A 21,336-nucleotide genomic window follows, 5' to 3' on the forward strand; every position below is an offset into this window, starting at 1 on the left:
CGCAGGATCAGCGTTTCAGGTGATCAGGCGCGTGCTTTTGGAGGGTCGGAGGGCGCCTCGCGGTCGGCCCCAGGAGGGAGTTGATCGCGGCCAAGCGGCATTCGCGACGACAGCGTGTTGCGGTCGTCGGACGGGTGGCTGGCCGTATTCAGGGCGATGTGCAGGTCGCCGGTCGAATGGTGGTGATGGCGGACAGGTGTGTCGCCGTCATCCGAGGTTGCGGCATCGACCGAAGACCCCGAGTCGTGGTCATCGACCACTTCGGCGTGGTCGTGGTCGTGCCCGTCGTGGGAAGAATCCGCGAACGAGACCCCGGGGAAATCGACGGCATGAACCAGACGATGCTGCGACGATGCCACGCCATAGCCCTGCAGCGCGACGACGAGCGTCACGGCCAAGCAGGCGAAGATCTGACGAAGCGTTCGGCTCACGCGGTTCCCCCAGTCCTTCGGCCTGTAAGGGAGGTCGAGGCAAACGGCAACAGCGCGGATGACGCAGGCAGTGTCGGATGCGGCCAAGGCGGACAACAGCTTTTTCCGGACGATTGCGGTTGCAGTTGCGGTTTTATGGCCCCGCTCCGGCCATTGAGCACTCAGCGCGATCGCCCCTTGGTCGGCGGCATCCTCTTCAAGTCTGATCCCAGTGCCTTCGCAAGAATCTCTCGTTGGGTCAGGACCGGCGGCAAGGTGCGAAGGAACTGTTCAAGGTCCTGGCCGAGGCGCCGATCTCCCTCGGCCGTCGATGCTTGCAGTCGTAACGCCTCGACCACGAGCGTGCGTCGGATGGCTGCCTGACGCTGACGCAGACGCGTCTCCCAGACCGGCTCGACGGCCGTAGGATTCGCCGCCGATTTCAGCGCGCCTTCCAGCGTCTTCGGCATCGGTCCTTCACCGCGCTCGAAGCGTTCGCGCAGCTTGCGTACAGGCGTGCGCTCTGCCTTGCGCACGACGCCGCGGGCCCGACGGGGCGTCGCCTCGGCCTCGACGCCCCGGTCCCGCAGAGCGGCCGCGAAAGTTTCCCGCCACAGCTGCAGGTCGCCTTTTCGGGGATTGAGGCGTTCGCCGTTCCGCCCAAGCGCGCGGACCGTGAGATGAACATGAGGGTGCCGATCATCGGTGTGCAGGGCGAAAACATAGGGATGCCGGTCCGCGAACAGGCGCGAGGCAAAGGCGCGCGCCGCATCATGGACCCGGCCCTCGTCCGTGCCTGCCGGCATGCTCAGAACGATCGACAGGGACACGGGCGCGTCCCGTCGTTGCGCCACCACCGACAACTCGGACCGCCAGTCCTCGGCCAGCGCCCGGACGTCCGCCCGCCCGATCAGACGCTCGCCGTCAGGCCCCTCCAGGGTCAGTTTTCCGTTGCGAGTGATGTAGTCAAGATGACGCTGCAGATGGCCGCCGTCCCGGGTCCGCCCGGTGATCTTGACCATCACCTCGGGTGCCCCGCGCACGACACGCTGGAGCTGGGCCCGGCCCGCATCGGCATCCCCCGATCGACCGACGCGCAGCACCGCATGAGCGAGCCGCGCCCGTCGCATGCGGACGGGCGGACGCAGGGCTTCCTCAAATCCGGAGGGGATATGGAAGTCGTTCACGCCTCGACCGACCAGTAGGCGAGGTTCCCCTCGAAAGCGGCCCGAACGCCGGACAGGTGTCCTCGGATTTCCCCGGAGAAGGCGCCGAGTTGCGCCACCTCGAGGTCCAGCACGGCGCCTTCCATCACCGCCGTGTTCAGGGCCCGGGCGATCTGGTTGACGTTGACCCCAATGCGCCGCAGTTCGCGCTGCACCTCGATCAGGGCCAGCGCCTCGGCGCGGTCGAGCTGCGGTCGACGATACAGTCGCGCCCGGATCAGGGCGACGGTCCACTGGGTGCGGCTCATGCCCCTGCGCGCCGCCTCGGCTTCCAGGGCAGCGAGGTCCGCCGGCACGAGCCTGAGTCCCAGCTTGCCGGTCAGACGCGCCGGCGACGCATCCAGACTCTCGGGCAGAGCCGCATGCGCGGCCCTCTCCATCAGCTGTCGCAGCAGGCGCGAGCGGCCGCCCTGGGATGCCGCGGCTGCGTCGAACCGGTGGATCAGATCGGGCGTAACGCGAAGCGTGAGGCGGTCCATGAGGGGGTCGGTCTGTCAGACATTGCCGGCGCAAAGCCTATCCTGCCCTCGACCGTCATCCCCTTCGCCCCGTAGGCCTACGGGTCTGCCCGCCCTCCCCTCGGCGGCCGGTTCCGGCCGCTCGCCCGCCGCCCTGAAGGGCGCCCCAGCCAGGCGGACGATTTGCTTCAGCAAGGCTGGGTGCCATCATCCGACGGCATGATGGATCCGGCCAAGGCCCGCGCGGCGCTTCAGCTCATCGAATACATCTCAGACCGTCTGACCCAGACGCGTCTGCTGTTCGCCTCGGACGCCGAACACAAGAAAGCCTTCCATGGCGAGGCGGCCCAAGCTGTCCGGGATTGGCGTCGTTCTTCGGTCTGCATGTTTCCGGGCTGCGACCAACGAACGATCACCGCCTCGCACACGCTTCAGCGAGCTGGGCCGATTTCCCCATTGCTGGAAGATGATCACGTCCTCACGCCACGGTCCTACAAGGGGCGTTTGTCGATGGTGAAAATCGGCGGCGCGGAAGCGTCCACATTTCCGGGGTACTGCGCCGGTCATGAGAGCGCCTTCTCGTCGTTCGAAAGGGCGCGCAGGATCAGGAGCGAAACCGATCTCGCCCTCCAGATTTTCCGCAGCCTCTGCCGGGAGATCCGTCGCAAGGAGTTCGATCTGGCCCGCCTGGAGACGCGTGTCGCCGATCTCCATGCGCGCCTGTCGCGAGACGTCGAGCACGAGGCGCGCCGTCTGAGGGTGGAGTTCAGCACCTTCACCTACCAGGGGATGAACCTCAATCTCGCGGAGGACTACATCGAAGAGGCGGCCGGGACTCTTGCGGAACTTCGGGCGCTCCATGCCGCCCACTACCCGACGGTCGAGCAATCCGGCCCGACCGCTCTGGAGGGTATCGCTTTCGAGATCGAACTCCCGTTTCCGGTGGCGTTGTCAGGGATGACCGATCTGCATCTGCCGGATCGCACCGTCATGTGCCTGCTCGGGGTTATCCCCCAAGACATCGGAACCCTCATCTTCATGGTCGGCCCGCCCGGGTCCCAAGACCGGATCAACGGCCATCTTGAACACAAGACCGCCCGGCTTCCGCTTATCGACACCATCGAGCGCTGGATGATCCGCGGCACGGATCACTGGTTCATCAAACCCTCCGTCTGGCGAGCGATACCCGCCGCGCGCCAGCGCGCGCTGCTCGCCGAGATGCAGAAGACGAACCACGGCATCGGGACCCCACTGACGCTATCGATCTTCGATGACATGCGACGTGAGGCGGCGGCGGTCGCTTTTCCGCCGCCGCCCGCCGTTCGCAGCCCCGTAGTGGAGGCCTATGTCGCGGAACAGCTCAATCGGATCCGCTGACGCTCACGTCGGCGGCTGCAGACCGTGTAAATGGTCAACGGCCTTCTGCGCATGAGAGGCGGCGGAGACGATGAACCGCTTGTCGTCCTTCAGGACCTGCAGCCAGCTCGCGATGTAGGCGGCGTGATCCTCGCGCGGCTCGAGGGCCAGACCGAGGTCCGCGCAGAGGAAGGCGGCGCCGAGTTCGGCGACCAGTTCTTCGCGAGCATAGCCGGCATCCCCGAAACGCTGACGGCCGAAGTCCCGGTCCAGGCGCGAGGGATGGCGCGTCCAGTGCGTCATCTCATGCCCCAGGGTGCTGTAGTAGGCGTCGGCATGCTCGAAGCATTCGAAGGGCGGCATCTGCACGAGATCGGGACCAAGCGCGTAATAGGCGCTCCCGCCGCCGTGACGGATGTCGGCGCCGCAGTTTCGGAAGAAGGCGTCGATGCGCGCGATCCGTTCGTCCGGATTGATATGTTGGACCTCGGGCGCACCGTAGCGATCGGGTAGCCCCTCGATCTGATCCAGGTTGAAGACGGTGTAGGCCTTCAGGAACGGAATGCGCTGCTCAACGCCCTCCCCCTTCTCGTCGGCAGCCTCGCGGACGATCTGGTTGGCGTAGACCACGGTCGCGCCCCGTTCCCCTTTTCGGACATGAGCACCGAGGGCCATCGCTTGCCGGAACGTCATCCAGGTCGGCCGGGTGTAGCCCCGGCTGGCCGCTTCGCCCCAGAGCAGGACGACGTTGATGCCATTGTAGGGCGTGCCGTCATGGCGCAGGGGCCGGCTTACGGATGCGGCGCTCTTCCAGGGCTGGGTCCAGGGGCGGACCCCGGCTTCGAGCTGAGCGATGATCTGTTGGGTTATCCGGGTGTGGATGTCCGGGCGTGCAGGATCGGCGGGGCGCGTCATGGCGGCCTCCTCGAACTGGATTGTGGGAAGACGGAGCGGCGGCGCGGTCCCCGCGCCGCCGCGGCTCTTGGGTCAGCGGGACCAGATCAGGCTGTGTCCGCCCTCGACCTCCACCAGGGAGGCGTAGATCGGCGCCGGGAAGCTGGGATCGTCGAGCTTGACCGAGAGGTATTCGCGGTTCTGCTGGCTCGTCTTCTTCCAGGCTGCGCCGAACTCGGTCTGGCCGGCGAAGATCCGGAAATCGGGGGCCTTGTCGTCGGTCTTCTCGTTGGGACGCAGGACCGCCGACTTGACGTTCAGGGTCAGGGTCTTGATCGAACCGGTGTAGCCGTCGCCTTGAGCGGTGAAGGTGCCGATGGTTGCCATGTCAGTCTCTCCTTTGCTTCGGGCCACGCCTGCCGCGGCCTCGATGGCGATCGGGAGACCGGGGACCGGGCGGCGCGCAGGGAGAGCGGAGCGAGCCCCCGCAGCGAAGCGGAGGACCGCGATGAGAGACTTTCTTGTTTCGCGAGGAAGGCCGTCAGGCCGGGGATGAAAGTCGCGATAGCGGTTGCGCCAGCCGACCGGGTTTCGGTCAGATCCGCCTCATCGAGAGGCCGCGCTGGCTGGCGCGAGAACAGGGCGAGACGGGGCCGCCTCCTCCTCCGACACCGCAGCCGACGACCCCACGGCTCTCAAGACCCCACCGATGCCCAGGGGCTCAGGCCGCGATCGGGAAGACCTTCTCGACGTCAAGGCTCCCGGCGGGCAACGCCCGCAACAGTTCGGCCTCGGGCTTCTGAAGATTGAGCCAGGCCGCACCATCCTCGGGACGCAGAAGCACGATTTGCCGGTCGTGATAGGGGGCGATATCCGCCCCCGGCTCCGTGGTCAGCATGGCGAAGGCTCCATCCTTGATCAGGCCCGCGACCCAGAAGAGCCGCTGGCCGGTCAGGGTGAAGCGCCACTTGGTCTTTCGCTTCTGGCCCGCTTCGGGGTCTGTGAACTCGAAGAAGCCGTCCGCCGGGATCAGGCACCGGTTCGAGCCTTCAAAGGATCGGCCGTCGGATCGGAAGTTGAAAACCGGCCGCCCGCCCGGCCCCTTCCAGGCCCAGGGCGTCATCACCGCTTCAGGCCCTTGAGCCCCCATATGGATGACAGGGGCTCGATCTCCGATGCGGATGGACGCCATCGGACCGAAGTTCGGCATGCCCCCGGGGAAGACCAGCCGGTTTCCACTGAGGTTGAACGCCTCGATGATGTCGTCGAACGGCAGGATGAGCTGGTACTCATTGCACATCGCGCGATCTCCTGTGGCTTCGGATAGAGGATTTCACGGGTCCGGTGCCGCTGCAAATCGAAGGGGATAAGGCGCCGACCGGATTGACTCCGTCATCCGCTTCGAACCAGAACATTTCGGGAACATTATAGACACAGGAGGAGCTCGTCCATGCCGGCCGCCGGTTCGGCCCAACTCGAGGGTTTGCGCGCACAGGTCCGCGCACTGGAGCAGGCTGACCGTCGATCGGTCGGCGTGCTTCCGTTCGAGGTGGAGGCTTTGGACGCTGCGCTCCCCGGCGGAGGTCTGGCCCTGGGAGCCCTTCACGAGGTGGCCGGCGGCGGCGACGACGCCGTAGGCGGCGCGGCCGCCGCGCTGTTCGCGGCCGGGGTCGTCGCTCGCCTGCCCGGCCCGGTGCTCTGGTGTGTCACGCGGCCGGACCTGTTCGCCCCGGCGCTCTGCCACGCCGGGCTGGAGCCGGACCGCGTCATCTATGTCGAGGCCGGCGACGAGAAGGCCCTCATGGCCTGCTTCGAGGAAGGTCTTCGCCATGGCGGTCTGGCCGGGGTCGTCTGCGAAACATCGCGTTTGACCATGACCGCCTCGCGCCGGCTCCAGCTCGCTGCCGAGGCGTCGGGCGTGATCGGTGTGGCGGTTCGACGATGGCGGCGCGCTGCCGAAGCGGCCGACTTCGGCCAGCCGACGGCCGCCGCGACGCGATGGCGGGTCAGCGCGGAGCCATCGGCGCCCCTGCCGGTCCCCGGCATCGGGCGAGCGCGATGGCGGATCGAACTCATGCGCTGCCGCGGCGCCGACGCGGCGGATTTCATTCTGGACGCTTGCGATGAGACGGGTCGTCTCGCTCTTCCTGCCGAACTGGCCCGTCGAACGGCTGCGCAAACAGCTGGGCGCCGACGCGCCGCCGCCTGATCGCGCCCTTGTCCTGACCGGCCGGGTCGGCCGCAAGCGGATCGTCACGGCCTGCAACGCCGCCGCCGCCGCGTGCGGCGCGCGCGTCGGCATGGCCGCGACACAAGTCCAGGCCCTGATCCCGGGCCTGGATGTCAGGGACGCCGATCCCGCCGGTGACGCCCACGCCCTTGATCGCCTCGCCCTCTGGGCGATGCACCGCTACGCCCCGATCTGTCAGGCCGACCCGCCGGACGGGTTAGCAATCGACATCACCGGCGCCGCGCACCTGAAAGGGGGCGAGCCGGCGTTGTTGCTGGATCTGACGGCGCGGCTCGGACGCGTCGGCGTGACAAGTCGTGGCGTCGTCGCACCGACCTTTGGCGCCGCTCACGCGGTCGCCCGCTATCGTGGCGATCTTCACCTGGTCGCCGACAGTGGCATCGACACGGCTCTGGCGCCGTTGCCGTTAGAGGCCTTGCGCCTCCCGACCGATCTTCCCTCCACACTAAGACGTATGGGCTTCGAGCGGATCGGCGACATCGCCCATCGCCCTCGCGCACCGCTTCAGTTGCGTTTCGGCGCGGAGCTGGGGCGACGGCTTGACCAGGCCTACGGCCGGGCGGCCGAGCCGCTGATCCCGGTCGAGGCGCCGGACACGCCTTCCGTTGAACGCGTCTTCGCCGAACCGATCGGCGCGCCGGAGACGCTGGCGCGCTACGCGGGCGCGCTCGCCGAGGCGCTATGCGCGCTCATGGAGACGCGAGGCCTTGGCGCACGCCGCCTGGACTGGCTGTGCTACCGGGTCGACAATCGGATCGAGGCGACCCGCATCGGTCTGGCTCAGCCGGTGCGGGATGTTCGGCGGTTGACCCGTTTGCTGGCGGACCGGATCGAGACCATCGACCCGGGCTTCGGCATCGAACGCATGACGCTCGCGGCCAGCGCGGCCGAGGCCTTGGACTGGCGGCCAGCCGCCGCACGTCTCGGTGCGGAGCTGACGCCGGATGTGTCAATGCTCGTCGATACCCTGGCGAACCGGATTGGCGCCGACCGGCTCTATCGGCTGGCGCCGGTCGAGAGCGACGTGCCCGAGCGGTCGACCCGCAAGGTCGGCCCCCTCGCCGCACCGACGGGTGCGACCTGGACGCCGGACTGGCCGCGTCCGACCCGCCTGTTCAGGAGGCCGGAGCCGATCGAGACCATGGCGCTCTTGCCCGACAATCCCCCGACCCATTTCACCTGGCGGGGCGTCCGCCGCCGTATCCGCCGGGCCGATGGGCCGGAGCGGATCTTCGGCGAATGGGGACGCCGCGACGCCGAAATGTGGGCAGTCCGCGACTACTTCCAAGTCGAGGACGAGGCTGGCGAACGCTTCTGGCTGTTCCGCGCAGGCGACGGCGAGGACGCCACCACCGGCTCACAGGCCTGGTTCATCCATGGCCGTTTCGGATGACGCGATGACCCACGTTCAACGAAACCTTGGCGTGCAACGCCCTCTGGCCTTACGAATGGGCGGTGGCGCGGGAGGTGTCACGAGTCGCATGTCTCAACCGCCGAAGAAGCCTCGAGCCCGCAGCTACAGCCCCAAGACGCTGAAGACGCTGTTTGCCCTTTCCGGCAACAGATGCGCAGAGCCGGATTGCACCGAGCGGGTTATTCGCCCCGCCAGAGATGGGGCTGATGTTCAGGTGGTCGGCGAGATCGCCCACATCTACGCCTCCAGTGACAAGGGGCCGCGCGGCAAGCCCGGCCTGACTCCGGCCGAGCGCGATCATCCCTCGAATCTGATCGTTCTCTGCCCAACACATCATGGGGAAGTCGATGGCCAGCACCAACGCTTCCCTGCCGATACGCTGCTCGAGTGGAAAGCCGCCCAAGAAACGAAGATCAGTCGCGATCTGCGACGATCCATCACGGATGTGGGTTACGCCGAACTGGAGGTCGCTGCGAGGGCCGTGGCGGCCGCGACGGCAGCGCCGTCACCCACGGATTACACCGTGATCCCACCTGCCGATAAAATGGAGCGGAACCAACTCGGGTCAAAGCCGGCGTTGTTGCTGTCCATGGGCGCCGCAAAGTCGCACGAGGTCGAACAGGTGCTCCTGAAGGCGGCGCAGCTCGACCCGTACATGCCGGCGCGAATGACCGCCGGCTTCGTTGCGCACTACGAAAAGCAAAAGGCGCTTGGCTTGACCGGAGACGATCTCTTCTTCGAGATGTACGATTGGGCGAGCGGCGGGAGCGACGACGAGGTACGACGCGCTTCCGGGCTCTGCATTCTGTCGCACCTCTTCATCCTCTGCGACGTCTTCGAGAAGTAGCCGCGTGTCAGCCCTGCCCACCAAGCATGTGCCGGTTGAACAGTCGCTCGTTGGCGTGGCGGCTCTCCTCATCGCGATCGTCCGGCCCAACGACACGGTGTCGTCCCTGTGGGACCGCTGCCGCGCTGACCAGCGGGTGAGAACGTTCGACCGGTTCGCCGCCGCGCTGACCATCCTCTACGCCGGACGCCTGATACGTCTGGAACGCGGACGGCTTCAAAGAACCATGCCAGGGATCGTGTCGTGATCCGGCGTGTGTGGTCCAGCCTGCCGGATTTCAGGGAAGCCCAGTTCGACAGAACCGGGCTCAGCATCGTCTTGGCCAACCGAGGCAAGGATTCCGAAGACACCGAGAGCACCAACGGCCTCGGAAAATCCACGCTACTCCGTATCATCCATTTCGTGCTGGGCGCGGAGTTCAAGCGCAACTCGATCCTTGCGCATGACGAGCTTGCGGGGGTGACTTTCGGCATCGACCTAGAGATCGACGGCGAAGTCTACGCTGTCTGGCGCAATACCTCTTCCGCCGACCTCGTCGTTGTGGACGCCGGCCTCCTCGACCTGGTGCCGCTCGATGTCGAAGTGTCGGAAGGACGCGCCCGGCTGCACTGGGACACATGGCGATCGGCGCTATCGAGGCTGTTCACGCCTGAGACCCGACGGGACGGCGCGGACGAAGCCTATTCTCCGAGCTTCCGCGAGGTAGTCCTCTATCTGATCCGTCTCGGCAAGGAGGCCTTCTCGGAACCGAGCAAGGCCTACGCCAATCAGAAGGGACCGCCGAAGCGCCTCGCCGTGAGCTATCTGCTGGACATGAACTGGGAGGTGCAGCGGCGCCTTCATGGGATGCTGGCCGAGCGAGACAAGGTGAGCGCCGCGCTGAAGGCGCTGGGCGACGCACAGGATGGATCATCGGAACCCTCAATCGGCGATCTCGAAGCCGAGAGGGTCGTTCTGGAAAAAGCGCTGACAGCCCGACAGGCTGAGGTGGCCGGCTTCAACCTGCGTAGCGACTACCACGAGCTCGAGCGGCGACTTGGAAATGCAGACCGCGCCCTTCACGACTTGATCAACGACAATCACGCCGACCGTCAGTTGCTGCGCTACTATGAGGATAGCGCGATGGAAGCGCCGCTGTTCAACAAGGACGAACCGGTAGCAATCCTGCGAGACGCCGGCGCGCTGTTCCAGCCCGAGGCCTTGCGAGCGCTTGCTGAGGTCTCCGCCTTCCATCAGCAGGTCTATCAGAACCGATCGGCCTTCCTAGCCAGCGAAATCCAGCGACTGAAGGGCCAGATCGCGGCCCGCACCGACAGGATCGAAGGCGCTACAGCCCAGAAATCCCAGTTGCTCGGCGTGCTGAGCTCAAGCGGCGCTCTTGAGACCCTCATCGAGCTTCAGCGTTCGACCTCAGACCTCGCTGGACAGCTTGAAGGGCTCAAGGCGCGCATCGAGGAGCGCAAGCGGTTCGACCGTCGCAAGGATGATCTCACCGCTGACATTGGCTCGACCCGAAAGCTCCTCAAACAAGACCTCGATGATCGCCGGGTCGCCGCGGACGAAGCGATCGAGTTGTTCGCGGAGTTTAGCGGCTTCCTCTACGGACGGCCGGGCCGCCTCGGGATTGATGTCGGTCAGGCCGGGTACACACTCACGTTCTTGATCGATCGCCAAGGGAGCGACGGCGTCGATCAGATGGTCGTGTTCTGTTTCGATCTGACCGTCGCCACCCTTCGCGCACGGCGGGGCGCGCGTTTCCGGACGCTCATCCACGACAGCTCGTTGTTCGCGGACGTGGATCCTCGCCAGTTCGGGCTGGCGCTCCAGCTCGGCGCCGCCGTCGCCGAGCGCGAGGGCTTCCAGTACATTTGCTGCCTGAACGAAGGCGCGCTCCCGAATGGCCATATGGGCGATATGGTGCTCGAGAATTTCGTGCGTCTTCACCTCACGGACGACGGCGACAAGGGTCGGCTTCTGGGCCGACGCCTATCCCCCATGGATTTCTCGACGCGGGGCTGAGATCCGGACTTCCAGATCGGCGAAGGTGAGAACATAACGCGAACATCGTGTCACACTTTCTCTATGCCGAACTTCAATGTGCGTCCCATTTCTCGTTCCTGCGCGGCGCGAGCGGATGCGACGAACTCTTCTCCCAGGCCGCTGTCTGCGGTCTGAAAGCGCTCGCTGTCACCGACCTGAACAGCGTCGCTGGCATTGTACGCGCGCACGAAGCCGCCAAGTCGACGGGCGTCCGGCTGATCGTCGGATGTCGCCTCCAACTCGCCGACGGTGCCGCCATCCTCGTCTACCCAACGGACAAGGCGGCCTACAGCCGGCTCTGTCGGCTACTGACCCTGGGCAAGGGGCGCGGGGGCAAGGGCGCCTGTTATCTCGACTGGGTTGATCTGGCCGATCATGCCGAGGGCATGGTCGCCGTGCTCGTGACCGACCGCGCTGATGCGCTTTGCCGGAGACGCCTCACGGCACTCTCCGACATCTTCGGCATCGACGCCTATTGCGCCCTGACGCTCCGCCGCCGCCCTCGCGACCAGATGCGGCTGCATCAGCTGTCCGAGCTCGCCGCCGAGCTCGGGGTGAAGACCGTGGTGACCAACGACGTCCTCTTCCACCACCCTGACCGCCGCATCCTACAGGACATCCTGTCCTGCATTCGCGAAGGCTGCACGATCGACGACGTTGGCTTCAAGCGCGAGCGGTCTGCCGACCGCCATCTCAAGCGCGCCGAGGAAATGCATCGGCTGTTCGCCCGCTATCCCGATGCGCTGCGCCGGACGGTCGAGATCGCCGACCGGTGCCGGTTCAATCTGGACGAACTGTCGTACCAGTACCCCAGGGAGGCCGCCCTCCCCGGCCAGACACCGCAACAGGCGCTGGAACAGCTGACATGGGAGGGTGCGGCGGAACGCTATCCGGACGGCCTCCCGGAGAAGGTCCGCGCCAGCCTCCGTCACGAGCTGACCCTGATCGAGGCGCTCGGCTATGCCCCCTACTTTCTGACGGTGAACTCGATCGTCCGGTTCGCCCGGAGCCGCGACATCCTCTGTCAGGGTCGAGGGTCGGCCGCCAACTCAGCGGTGTGCTTCGTCCTCGGCATCACCTCGATCGACCCCAGCCGCAACGACCTGTTGTTCGAGCGCTTCGTCAGTCAGGAGCGGAAAGAGCCGCCGGACATCGATGTCGACTTCGAGCACGAGCGACGCGAGGAAGTGATCCAGTGGGTCTATGAGACCTACGGCCGCGACCGGGCGGCGCTGTGCGCCACCGTGATCCGATACCGGTCACGGGGGGCCCTGCGCGACGTCGGCAAGGCGCTCGGCCTGTCCGAGGATCTGATCAAGACCCTGTCGTCCCAGGTCTGGAGGTATTCGAGCGAAGGGGTCGAGGATCGGCATGCCGAGGAACTGAACCTCAACCTTCAGGACCGTCGCCTGCGGCTGACGCTCGATCTGTCACGCCAGCTGATCGGCTTTCCCCGACACCTGAGTCAGCATCCGGGCGGGTTCGTTCTGACGGACGACCGCCTGGATGATCTCGTCCCTATCGAGCCAGCCGCCATGAAGGACCGGCAGGTCATCGAGTGGGACAAGGACGACATCGAAGCCCTGAAGTTCATGAAGGTCGATGTGCTGGCGCTCGGCATGCTCAGCTGCATGAGGCGTGGCCTCGACCTGCTGCGCGACCACAAGGGCGTCGGCCTCGATCTCGCGTCCATCCCGGCAGAGGACCCGAAGACCTATGCGATGATCCGCAGGGCGGACACGCTCGGGGTTTTCCAGATCGAGAGCCGGGCCCAGATGGCCATGTTGCCCCGGATCAAGCCCCGCACCTTCTACGATCTGGTGATCGAGGTCGCGATCGTGCGCCCGGGGCCGATCCAGGGCGATATGGTCCATCCATACCTGCGCCGGCGCGAAGGTCGCGAACCTGTCGATTACCCCACGCCCGAGCTTGAGCGAGTGCTTGGCAAGACCCTGGGCGTGCCGCTGTTCCAGGAACAGGCGATGCGGGTGGCGATCGAATGCGCGGGCTTCACCGCGTCCGAGGCCGATCAGCTTCGGCGCGCCATGGCGACCTTCAAATTCACCGGCGGCGTCAGCCATTTCCGGGACAAGCTGGTCTCGGGCATGCTGGAGCGCGGCTATAAGGCGGAGTTCGCCGAAAAGACCTTCGGGCAGCTGGAGGGCTTCGGCTCCTATGGTTTCCCCGAAAGCCATGCAGCCTCCTTCGCGCTGATCGCCTACGCGTCGTCCTGGCTCAAATGCCACCACCCTGACGTCTTCTGCGCCGCCCTGCTCAACGCCCAGCCGATGGGCTTCTACGCCCCGGCCCAGATCGTCCGCGACGCGCGTGAGCACGGCGTCGAGATCCGGCCGGTTTGCGTCAACGCCAGCCGCTGGGACTGCACATTGGAGCCGACCGGCCGGGAAGACCGGTTCGCGGTGCGCCTCGGTCTCCGGATGGTACGAGGGTTGGCGAACGCCGATGCTGGGCGTCTCATCATACACCGCGAAGCTGGCGCCTATGTCAGTGTGGACGACCTTTGGCGGCGCTCATCGACGCCAGTCGGCGCCCTCACCCGTCTTGCCGAGGCGGACGCTTTTCTTCCCGACCTGGGCCTTCAGCGGCGCGAAGCCCTATGGGCGATCAAGGCTCTGCGCGACGATCCGCTGCCTCTGTTCGCCGTTGTTCAGGGCGACGGCGCCACGACGTCGGAGGTTTCCGAACCGGCGCTCATCCTGCCGACCACGCCAGCCGGTCAGGAGGTGGTGGAGGACTATAGCCACGTCGGCCTGACGCTGCGCGATCACCCCGTCGCTTTTCTGCGCGAGACGCTCCAGGCCCGCCACGTCATGACATGCACTGACGCGTCGGCCATGCGCGATCGCCGGCTGACGCGCGTCGCCGGCCTTGTTCTGGTCCGTCAGAAACCGGGGTCGGCCAAGGGCGTGATGTTCATCACGATCGAGGACGAAACCGGCGTCGCCAACCTCGTGATCTGGCCGAGCCTCTATGAACAGCAGCGCCGCATTGTGCTCGGGGCCAGCCTGCTCGTCGTGGATGGCAAGGTTCAGCGCGAGGGGGACGTCGTTCACATCGTGGCGACCCGCCTCCATGACGCCTCCAACCTCTTGGCGTCGCTTGGTCAGCGCGGTCCGTTTCCGCTTCCTCACGGGCGAGGCGACGAAGTCTATCGCGGCAGCGCGCCCGACGCGCGAACGCCCAAGGTTCGCGACATCTACATCCCTGACCTGTCGCTTGAGGCGATCCGGGTTCGCACCCGGGATTTTCGATAGGGCGATCGTATGTCCTCGCGGTGCTCAATCAACGAGGATCGGAAGGCGTCACCAACGGATCCCGGCCGGGGGCCAGGCCGCATCGCAAGACATCGCGGTTGGACATCATCAGGTTCATGCCGAACCCCGGCGCTGTATCCAGCGAGCGAGCGAGCCGCCGGAAAACTGCTCGGTGTTCGCGATCTGGCGAAGCCCCTGACAACGCATCACGAGCGAACCTCATGGCGAACCCCGCAACAAGATCGGCGGCTTGGACCCCCGGCGATCCGGTTGACGGCGCAAAGGAGAGCTCGCCAGATTCGACGAACCGGTAGTCCGCTCGCGCGAGATTGATCACTTCGTCTTTCGCCGCCAGATCCTCGGCGGCCTGTTTCGACGACCGGAGGATTTCTGCGAAATACGGCTGATCGTCGTGAACAATCCGGACGCCCGCCATGTGCCCGTTCCTCAACTTGTTGATGCGAGCATAGAGATTGGTGAAGGCAGACAGGTGCGGCAGTATCCAGACCTCCTTGCCAGTGTGGCTGGGGTCGGGAAGCGGCAGAAAGCGGCGCTGGACCTCCTGCTTCCGCGCGCCAGCCTTCCGGAAGTCTTTCAGGCTGTCGAGCGCGAAGAAGCGTATGGCCCCGGCCGGCGCGTCGCGCGGCGCCTCCGGCGGAAAGGCGTCCAGCAGCGCGCGGAATGCCGCCTTCAGGCTCGCCTCACCCGGCTCACGACACGCCGCGATGAAGGCGTCGTAGACGTCCGCTGGGGCGCTCTCGTGAAGTTGCTCGGCTAGCTGCGCCCGAAACCAGAGCGCTTTCGGCGCCTGATCCGCCGGCGACAACGGCCGCAGGATGAGGGTGTTGATCATAGTGGCCGCAATCGTGAAGCGCTTCTCCATCACCTCGAGCAAGACGCCGCCCTCCAGCGCGTCGATCACATCCAGCAGTTCCGAGACGACGACCGCCGTCGCGTGTCCTTTGCCGGCCTTCAGCTCCCCGGCCTGCGGGAAGCGGTGCCTGCGGATTTCGGCCAGTCGATCGCCAAGAGCCGCCTCGTCATCGACGCCGACGGCGGCAAGGACGAAGACCGGCTGACGCTTGAAGTCGAGGCCGGGACCGGCGGTGGACAGGTCTCCGCTCGCCCCGCTCTCGTCGAGGAAATACTGCGACGGGCCCTCGGGATCGGGAGCGGTCACTTCTTGCGCACGGCGGTGATAAAAGTCGCGACTGCGGCGACGAGAGCGGCGATCGCGGTCAGCCAGTTCGGGTCCATGGCGGGTCTCCTTGCGTGGAGACCTTTCATCTTCCGAGACGTTCCAGGATACAGGCGCGGGCCTGTGATCATCCCCCCCTGATCTGTGATCAACCCCCTTCTCCGTCACTCGGATTGACCCACTCGCGCCGGGGCCGATACCCCACGCCTTTGCTGCGTTTCTCGAATAGCTCGCGGATGTGCCCCTTGATCCATTCGGGGTCGCGACCACGACGCCAACTGTCAGGAAGGGCCTCGGAGACCCTACGCGCACACCCGCCGAGAGACATGTTCGCATTGCACCGGATCAGTCGTTTGGCGAGATCGCGCAGAGGCTCGGTGTCGCGGCGGCTGGTCTCGTGACGGGTTCGTCCGCCACGGGCCCGGTCGCCCGTCGCCTTATGTTCGCGCAGGGCGAGGTCGAGCAGTTGCAGCTCGGCCTCCGCCCGTCCCATCAGATAGCCGAACGCCACGTAGGCCTTCTCATCGTTCTCCTGGATGGCCTCGTGCAGCGTCAGGACAGCCCGCCGATAGGTTAGCGGCATATCGGGGCCGGGGCGTGGAAAGTCAGGCTTGGGTTTGTCCAGCCGTTCCTCCAGGTCGTCGCAGTCGAGCATCTCTTCGAGCTTCGACACAAGACCGCCATAGGCGACGTCAAACTCGCCTAGATCGATCTGGGTCGGGGTCGCGGTTCGAGCGAACAACGCCAGCGGCGGTTCAGCTGGTTTCATCTGGCCGTCAGGCGAAAAGACCCAAAGGTACATCAGCTGGCATTCGCGATTGTCCTCAACCTCCAGGACTTCGAACGACCCTTCGATTGGAACGGCGCGGACGAGGGCGGTTTTGATCGTGCTGCCGGCGGGAGCGGCCAGATATCCGCCATTGTCGCGCCAGTGCTCGATCCACTCGGGGGGCGTCCAGGGAAAGACGATGCGTGGACCGAAGCGAAGGGTCTGCCGCCCATAGGTGCCGATCGGCGCCACCGGGCGCCAGTAGTCCTTGTCGATGTCCCAGCGGAGGTCGAAGGTTACGCCGTCAATGACCACGGGCTCCTTAGCGCGAAAGGCTTGGACCAGTTCGAGCCGGCGCATGAAATTATCCATGTCCGGATCAGGCGCACTCATAGCGACCGGTGCCTAGAAGCCCGTCACGAGCTTGATCGCGTCTGGGGTGACGCCGGGCCTGATGCTCAGGCCTTGGTAGGTGACCTCCACATCCTCACCGCCGACTTGGGCCGGATGAGGCGTCAATCCGGTTTCTCGGCAAAAGTCATCCCAGAGCTCAAAGCCCACGGTGACGCCATGCAGGTCATCTCCGTGATAGCCGAAGATGGCTCGATCGACCTTGTCCTTGACGCTCATGCCGGTTTCTCCTCGGAAAAATCGATCACCGCCAAGGCGGCGCCCGCGAGAATGGGATCGCCCCGCACCACGCCCCTACTCGGCGTGCAGATCATATAGATCGGCTCCGGATTGTACGCCTCCAGAATGGCGATCACGGTCTCGCCGTCGACGTCTTTTTCGCCAACGGTCGCGACGAGGTCGCGCCCGTTGTGCTGGTAGGCGACGCGGTAGATGCGGCGATCGGTGGGCGGAAAGGCCTCCTTCGCCATTGTGGATCGGATCGTTTCGTAGGCCTCGTCGGCCGTCGCGGCCGAATCAGCGAACGGTAGGAAGAAGGCGGGAGCCTCAGACATCGTCGGCGGCCTCCCGTCGCAGCTCGACCAGACGCGCCTCACATACGGCTATGGTCAGCCCGCGCAGCACCTCGATCCGCTCGGTCAGCCAAGCGAGTTCCTCGTCGCTGATCTTGTAGTGCTTCGAGTATCGCGCCTTGACGTAGGCCTCGCGCAGCAGCTCGAAGCAGCGGCGTTCGAACTTGGTCTCACGCGGCCTGGCGTCCGACAGTCGAGGATCGATGGCTTCGGCCTTCTTCCGAAGGAAAGCGAGGTTATGCGCCTTGCCGCTGTAGAGCGTCACGACCAGCAGGATGCAATGGTAGAGGTGCTCCGCAGCTTGATGCAGACTGAAGGCAGCCAGCTTGTTGTTCTCGCGGGCTGCGTAGAAGCCTGCTCCGGCTTGGAATTCTGCCGAGCTGGCCATCCACTCGGCGAAGAATTCCTCCGCCTCAACGAGCGCTGCCTTCGCCTTGATTGTCGCCGGCTTATGCAGCCTGGCCCCCGGGGTGTCGTGGAGGATGACGCCGTCGCGCAGGATGTCGGCGAAGAAGTAGCGCCCGCGATCCAGTTGCTCGTTCACGTCGTCCATGCTGTGGACGATGATGCTGACGGGGGTCCGGATTTCTCCCTCGCCGGGCATGGTCCTGTTGTGCGCGTCGAACCAGAATTCGCCGTCGGTCAGGTCTTCATGATCGACGATGACCAGAAGGTCGAAGTCCGAAAAGTAGCGGCCGACCGGATCATGAACCCAATCGCCCCGAGCGTATGATCCATACAGGATGATCTTGAGGATTTTGCCGTTCTTCAGGCGCTCGGCGCGTCGCGTAACGATCGCTTCCTCGAAGGAGGTTCGGATCACATCGACGACGTGACGCAGCTCGGTCTGCTTGGGCAGCGGCAAATGATCGAGGGTCTTCTTCACGTCGCGAGTCTCCCCGATGACCTGCGTCCGGGCAAGACATGATTGAATTTCTGCACAGGTCGTCAGGGTCTGCCTGCCAACTCGCCGCCTTATTGGGCTGAGGTGGTCTTCAATTCTTCGAGCCGGTTCTGGACTATGGCGACTGCCGCGCTCCGGATGCCCTCTGCGCTCTCCGGCTCCTGATCGATGAGGTCGCATACCTGATCGAGCGCCATGCGGGCGAAAGACAGGCAAACGATAGCGCGCTTGTCCGCAACCGTGCGCGACCGGGTCGTGCCCATCAATCCGTCGATGAGCGCGGCCGTGCGTTTGTCGAGCTGATCGAGACCGTCGGACGTCCGGATGTCCGGGCGCCAAGCGTGGCGCGAAAGCATGTCGCCCTTGTAGCCCCAGTCCAGACTCGCAAGCCCGTCCTGTTGGACCTTGTCCGCAAGACCCCTCAGCAGCATCGCGGCGTCGATGAGCGTCGTCTGGCTGCGGGTCTTGTAGGTGACGCCGCTTATGGCCGCCGCGACCATCGCCTCGGCAATATCCCAGCCCGTGTCGGTTCTAGACGTTCCGAGACTTTCAGCGTCGAGATCGCGGGTGCGGAAGAAGGCGTTCAAGGCCACGTCGTAGACTTGCGCCTTATGCTTGGTGCGTTCGGATATCGCGCTCACGAATCCCTCTTTGCATGACCGATCCTCTGGGAATAGGCGGACGCTCGCGTCATGCAACTCGCGCGGTGGAAGCGCGTTTCGATATCAACGCTCTCACCTCGAAATCATCTGGTGACGCCGCACAAGAACGTCTGAGCGTGACTACCGCGGCAGGTAATGGAACCCTCTCCAGTAACGGGTTCCGCGAGATATCCGTTCGTCCCCGGCGCAGATCGGTTGGAACGGCAGAGACCCCAACCGGTCTCGGATCTCTGCCTGCTGCTGCACCTGCAACACGCGACAGAGCCGAGGCCTTTTTAGAAAGGCTAGAGTTCGAATGACGACCAACGATCCTGAAAAGCACCGCTTCGACTTCGAAGCCCCTGGTTGGCGACTTTCCGCCAGCGGCCTCGGCCTCGCCGTGGTGGTGGCGCTCGCCCTCGTGGCCACCATCTATTTCACTTTCGCCGGCTAGCCGGCGCTCACAGCGAAAAGCCGCGCGCCCCCAAGGGGCGCGCGGCCAGTTTTCGGACCTGACGCCGCTTACTCGGCAGCGAACCGGTAGGCGTCGTCATCGGATGGCGGCGGCTCTGTCGCCTCGCCTTCCGGCTCCGGAGCGTCCGGATCGACCGCCGGGGCCGTGCGCAGCACCACCGGCAGCCAGCCCTTGCCCTCGACCAGCCGTTCGGCGGCCTCGGCCATGTCGCCCTTCTTGAACCCGGCGATCCGCCCGGCTTCCTCGGGGGTGGTCGCCTCGGTCACGGCTTCCAGAACCCGCGCCTTGGACACCCGCGAGAAATACGACGACGCGGTCGCAGACCACGTCCCGGTCATATCCAGACCAGTCGCCGTCGCCAGCGTCTCGGCATGCGCCAGCGCATCAGGCTTCCGGTCGTGCGGATCGCGCACGGCATAGAGACCCACGCCCGCGCAACAGGCCATCAGGCCCAGAAGGTCGGACGGCGGCATGACCGCCAGCACGGCCCACAGGTCGCGGGCTTCCTCCGGGAGCCGCGCGCCCCACGCCTCCAGTCGGTCGGCCACCCGCCGCCCCGTCGGGCCATCGCTGACGCCGGGGGCCAGACGCTCCAGCCCGGTCACGCTCAACCGCAGTTGCAGCGGCGTCCACGTCCCCCACGCCGGGTAGAAGACCTGCAAGGCCAGCGCATGGACCACGACGGTCAGGGCGATGGTCTCGTCGGCCTGAACCGCATCGCGGAGGCCCATGGTCCGGTGGGCCGTGAGGTCGATCACCAACCGCTCGGACAGGGGCGCCAGCCCTTCGTCCGCCTCGGCGTCCGGTGCGGGGGGCGTTTCGCCTTCCCGCTCAGACTCCGTCCAGCTTTCCGGCGCCTCGGGATCGGGGCGGCGGTCTTCCACCGCATCCTCGGCCCGAACCAGTCCGCGCTCGAACCGGGCCAGACCGTCGTGACCCAGAAGGACCATGACCCCGGCCCGCGCCTTGACCTCGGCGGTGTAGTCGAAGTCCGGACCGAAGGCTTGCAGGGCCTTGTCGATCTCTTCCAGCCGGGCATCCACCTCGGGCGGCAGGGTGTCCGCCGCGTCCGTTTCGGAAACGAGGCGGTCGTATTCCTTGGACAGCGCCGCGATCCGGGCGGCGTCGGCCTCGGAGCGGACCACCTCGACCGGATAGACCCGGCCCAGGGCGGCGGCGTCCTGATAGTCCGACCCGGCCTCGGCCCATTTCCAGCCCTCGCGCTGACGCGCTTCATCGGCCAGCTCCGCCAGCTTCTCGCTGACCAGTCGATCCAGCAGCGCCGGATCGTCCAGCCAGCCGCCGCCATCCTCGGTGAACAGGTCGCGCAGCACCGTCCCGCCCTCGGCCTCATAGACCTCGACGCCGACGAAGCGGACCCGCTTGTCGCCAGCGGCGACCTTGGATTCGGTCATGGCGCGGCGTATCGCATAGACCGGCATGTGCTGGCCCATCTGCTCGAACACCTGACGCTGGCGATCCTGATCGTCGCTGAGGCAGAAGGCCATCAGCTGGTCCAGCGCCAGCGCCTCCTCCCGATAGGCGGTCATCAACTCCGGCGCCGCCGCGCCGAGCCGAAGCCGCTGGCGCACCGTCTGGGCCGAAACCCCGAACCGGGCGCCGATCTCCTCGGGGCCATAGCCGCGCTCGTCCGCGAGCCGCTTGAACGCCTCGAACTGGTCGGCGGGGTGCATGGCCTCGCGGGTGATGTTCTCGTCCAGACTGATCTCGTGCGCGTCGTTCTCGGTATCGACCGTCACCTTGACCGGATGGTTCCGCTTGATGGCCTTGCGCTTGACCAGCATCCGCAGGGCCAGCCGCCGCCCCTCTCCGATGGTCACGAGATAGGCGCCGGTGGGGGCGCCGTCCTCGCCACGCTCGATCTCGACCACGGGCGGCTGCAACACCCCCTTCGCCTTGATCGACGCCGCCAGCCCTTCGAGGGTGGCCTCGGAATGCTTCACCTTCCGGGCGTTCTTGGAGGACGCCTTCAACAGATTGAGCGGCACGAAGATTTCCGCGCCGTGCTTCGGCTCCTCCGCTCCGGTCCCGGCGGCGTCAGCCGCCGCCGGGACACGGGCTTGGGTGGATTGAGCAGTCATGTCTGCCTCCTTTGGGCAAGGGTTGCAGGCACGCGGAAGGCGCGCCTGAAACCCTGCCCGTCGGCGAGACCGGGGTAGCAAGGGCCAGGGCGG

At 65.9% G+C, this 21,336-nt stretch carries 21 protein-coding genes; 8 read left to right on the forward strand and 13 right to left on the reverse strand.

From position 1 onward, the window contains the following. Positions 1 to 23 precede the first annotated feature (23 nt). The 3 genes from BVE01S_RS06320 to mobC form a co-directional block, all read right to left on the reverse strand. Positions 24 to 527, reverse strand: a complete 504-nt coding sequence (locus BVE01S_RS06320; RefSeq protein WP_157076431.1) for a hypothetical protein — start codon at positions 525 to 527, stop codon at positions 24 to 26. A 65-nt stretch (positions 528 to 592) separates the two neighbouring features. Next, complete coding sequence (locus tag BVE01S_RS06325) at positions 593 to 1,432, reverse strand: relaxase/mobilization nuclease domain-containing protein (RefSeq protein ID WP_244878366.1); 840 nt, start codon at positions 1,430 to 1,432, stop codon at positions 593 to 595. Between the two features lie 161 nt (positions 1,433 to 1,593). After that, a complete protein-coding gene (mobC, locus tag BVE01S_RS06330) occupies positions 1,594 to 2,115 on the reverse strand; it encodes a plasmid mobilization relaxosome protein MobC (protein ID WP_066625626.1) in 522 nt (173 codons plus the stop codon). Between the two features lie 162 nt (positions 2,116 to 2,277). On the opposite strand from mobC, the gene BVE01S_RS06335 reads away from it, so the two are divergent. Continuing rightward, positions 2,278 to 3,471, forward strand: a complete 1,194-nt coding sequence (locus tag BVE01S_RS06335; protein WP_157076432.1) for a hypothetical protein — start codon at positions 2,278 to 2,280, stop codon at positions 3,469 to 3,471. Between the two features lie 3 nt (positions 3,472 to 3,474). Here the strand turns inward: BVE01S_RS06335 and BVE01S_RS06340 are convergent, their stop codons facing one another. From BVE01S_RS06340 to BVE01S_RS06350, 3 genes are all read right to left on the reverse strand, one after another. Next, positions 3,475 to 4,365 (reverse strand): ArdC family protein, encoded by an 891-nt coding sequence (locus tag BVE01S_RS06340; protein ID WP_066625632.1) that lies wholly within the window; start codon positions 4,363 to 4,365, stop codon positions 3,475 to 3,477. A 72-nt stretch (positions 4,366 to 4,437) separates the two neighbouring features. Further along, positions 4,438 to 4,731, reverse strand: coding sequence for a DUF736 domain-containing protein (locus BVE01S_RS06345; protein WP_026108286.1), 294 nt, complete (start codon positions 4,729 to 4,731; stop codon positions 4,438 to 4,440). Positions 4,732 to 5,065: 334 nt separating this feature from the next. Further along, complete coding sequence (locus BVE01S_RS06350; protein ID WP_066625633.1) at positions 5,066 to 5,644, reverse strand: SOS response-associated peptidase; 579 nt, start codon at positions 5,642 to 5,644, stop codon at positions 5,066 to 5,068. 150 nt (positions 5,645 to 5,794) lie between these two features. On the opposite strand from BVE01S_RS06350, the gene BVE01S_RS06355 reads away from it, so the two are divergent. The 6 genes from BVE01S_RS06355 to BVE01S_RS06380 are packed head-to-tail and all read left to right on the forward strand — an operon-like array spanning position 5,795 to position 14,171. Beyond that, entirely contained in the window at positions 5,795 to 6,553 is a 759-nt protein-coding gene (locus BVE01S_RS06355; RefSeq protein ID WP_066625635.1) for an ImuA family protein, read from the forward strand. Beyond that, positions 6,468 to 7,988, forward strand: a complete 1,521-nt coding sequence (locus tag BVE01S_RS06360) for a Y-family DNA polymerase (RefSeq protein ID WP_066625637.1) — start codon at positions 6,468 to 6,470, stop codon at positions 7,986 to 7,988. The genes BVE01S_RS06355 and BVE01S_RS06360 overlap by 86 nt, the downstream gene beginning before the upstream one ends. A 4-nt stretch (positions 7,989 to 7,992) precedes the next feature. Continuing rightward, on the forward strand, positions 7,993 to 8,856 hold the full coding sequence (locus BVE01S_RS06365; RefSeq protein WP_157076433.1) for an HNH endonuclease: 864 nt from the start codon (positions 7,993 to 7,995) through the stop codon (positions 8,854 to 8,856). 4 nt (positions 8,857 to 8,860) lie between these two features. Beyond that, positions 8,861 to 9,103, forward strand: coding sequence for an ABC-three component system middle component 6 (locus BVE01S_RS06370; RefSeq protein WP_066625645.1), 243 nt, complete (start codon positions 8,861 to 8,863; stop codon positions 9,101 to 9,103). Beyond that, positions 9,100 to 10,875, forward strand: coding sequence for a DUF2326 domain-containing protein (locus BVE01S_RS06375; RefSeq protein WP_066625647.1), 1,776 nt, complete (start codon positions 9,100 to 9,102; stop codon positions 10,873 to 10,875). Before BVE01S_RS06370 ends, BVE01S_RS06375 begins: the two co-directional genes overlap by 4 nt. Before the next feature lie 47 nt (positions 10,876 to 10,922). Further along, the gene (locus BVE01S_RS06380) at positions 10,923 to 14,171 is read left to right on the forward strand and encodes an error-prone DNA polymerase (RefSeq protein ID WP_066625649.1); all 3,249 of its coding nucleotides are present in this window, start codon (positions 10,923 to 10,925) and stop codon (positions 14,169 to 14,171) included. Between the two features lie 28 nt (positions 14,172 to 14,199). On the opposite strand, the gene BVE01S_RS06385 is transcribed toward BVE01S_RS06380, so the two are convergent. The 6 genes from BVE01S_RS06385 to BVE01S_RS06410 form a co-directional block, all read right to left on the reverse strand. After that, positions 14,200 to 15,537 (reverse strand): DUF3800 domain-containing protein, encoded by a 1,338-nt coding sequence (locus tag BVE01S_RS06385; RefSeq protein WP_244878367.1) that lies wholly within the window; start codon positions 15,535 to 15,537, stop codon positions 14,200 to 14,202. Then, positions 15,518 to 16,498, reverse strand: coding sequence for a hypothetical protein (locus tag BVE01S_RS17250; protein ID WP_244878362.1), 981 nt, complete (start codon positions 16,496 to 16,498; stop codon positions 15,518 to 15,520). Before BVE01S_RS17250 ends, BVE01S_RS06385 begins: the two co-directional genes overlap by 20 nt. A 45-nt stretch (positions 16,499 to 16,543) precedes the next feature. Beyond that, positions 16,544 to 16,768 (reverse strand): hypothetical protein, encoded by a 225-nt coding sequence (locus BVE01S_RS06395; protein ID WP_066625659.1) that lies wholly within the window; start codon positions 16,766 to 16,768, stop codon positions 16,544 to 16,546. After that, complete coding sequence (locus BVE01S_RS06400; protein ID WP_157076434.1) at positions 16,765 to 17,019, reverse strand: hypothetical protein; 255 nt, start codon at positions 17,017 to 17,019, stop codon at positions 16,765 to 16,767. The genes BVE01S_RS06395 and BVE01S_RS06400 overlap by 4 nt, the downstream gene beginning before the upstream one ends. A 76-nt stretch (positions 17,020 to 17,095) precedes the next feature. Beyond that, on the reverse strand, positions 17,096 to 18,007 hold the full coding sequence (locus BVE01S_RS06405) for a HEPN domain-containing protein (RefSeq protein ID WP_066625664.1): 912 nt from the start codon (positions 18,005 to 18,007) through the stop codon (positions 17,096 to 17,098). Positions 18,008 to 18,096: 89 nt separating this feature from the next. Next, positions 18,097 to 18,612, reverse strand: a complete 516-nt coding sequence (locus BVE01S_RS06410; protein WP_157076435.1) for a hypothetical protein — start codon at positions 18,610 to 18,612, stop codon at positions 18,097 to 18,099. A gap of 370 nt (positions 18,613 to 18,982) precedes the next feature. Between BVE01S_RS06410 and BVE01S_RS17010 the strand changes: the two genes are divergently transcribed. Then, positions 18,983 to 19,120, forward strand: a complete 138-nt coding sequence (locus BVE01S_RS17010; RefSeq protein ID WP_169802116.1) for a hypothetical protein — start codon at positions 18,983 to 18,985, stop codon at positions 19,118 to 19,120. A 68-nt stretch (positions 19,121 to 19,188) separates the two neighbouring features. Here the strand turns inward: BVE01S_RS17010 and BVE01S_RS06415 are convergent, their stop codons facing one another. Beyond that, on the reverse strand, positions 19,189 to 21,243 hold the full coding sequence (locus BVE01S_RS06415; RefSeq protein WP_066625670.1) for a ParB/RepB/Spo0J family partition protein: 2,055 nt from the start codon (positions 21,241 to 21,243) through the stop codon (positions 19,189 to 19,191). Between the last annotated feature and the right edge of the window lie 93 nt (positions 21,244 to 21,336).

Origin of the sequence: Brevundimonas vesicularis NBRC 12165 (assembly GCF_001592205.1) — a bacterium.
Lineage (GTDB): Bacteria > Pseudomonadota > Alphaproteobacteria > Caulobacterales > Caulobacteraceae > Brevundimonas > Brevundimonas vesicularis.

Bases quoted from the DNA above. Each gene is read 5' to 3' on its own strand.
- BVE01S_RS06325 (WP_244878366.1), bottom strand. From the start codon at position 1,432: ATGGTCAAGATCACCGGGCGGACCCGGGACGGCGGCCATCTGCAGCGT.
- mobC (WP_066625626.1), bottom strand. From the start codon at position 2,115: ATGGACCGCCTCACGCTTCGCGTTACGCCCGATCTGATCCACCGGTTC.
- BVE01S_RS06340 (WP_066625632.1), bottom strand. From the start codon at position 4,365: ATGACGCGCCCCGCCGATCCTGCACGCCCGGACATCCACACCCGGATA.
- BVE01S_RS06345 (WP_026108286.1), bottom strand. From the start codon at position 4,731: ATGGCAACCATCGGCACCTTCACCGCTCAAGGCGACGGCTACACCGGT.
- BVE01S_RS06350 (WP_066625633.1), bottom strand. From the start codon at position 5,644: ATGTGCAATGAGTACCAGCTCATCCTGCCGTTCGACGACATCATCGAG.
- BVE01S_RS06355 (WP_066625635.1), top strand. From the start codon at position 5,795: ATGCCGGCCGCCGGTTCGGCCCAACTCGAGGGTTTGCGCGCACAGGTC.
- BVE01S_RS06360 (WP_066625637.1), top strand. From the start codon at position 6,468: ATGAGACGGGTCGTCTCGCTCTTCCTGCCGAACTGGCCCGTCGAACGG.
- BVE01S_RS06365 (WP_157076433.1), top strand. From the start codon at position 7,993: ATGACCCACGTTCAACGAAACCTTGGCGTGCAACGCCCTCTGGCCTTA.
- BVE01S_RS17250 (WP_244878362.1), bottom strand. From the start codon at position 16,498: ATGCGCCGGCTCGAACTGGTCCAAGCCTTTCGCGCTAAGGAGCCCGTG.
- BVE01S_RS06395 (WP_066625659.1), bottom strand. From the start codon at position 16,768: ATGAGCGTCAAGGACAAGGTCGATCGAGCCATCTTCGGCTATCACGGA.
- BVE01S_RS06400 (WP_157076434.1), bottom strand. From the start codon at position 17,019: ATGGCGAAGGAGGCCTTTCCGCCCACCGATCGCCGCATCTACCGCGTC.
- BVE01S_RS17010 (WP_169802116.1), top strand. From the start codon at position 18,983: ATGACGACCAACGATCCTGAAAAGCACCGCTTCGACTTCGAAGCCCCT.
- BVE01S_RS06415 (WP_066625670.1), bottom strand. From the start codon at position 21,243: ATGACTGCTCAATCCACCCAAGCCCGTGTCCCGGCGGCGGCTGACGCC.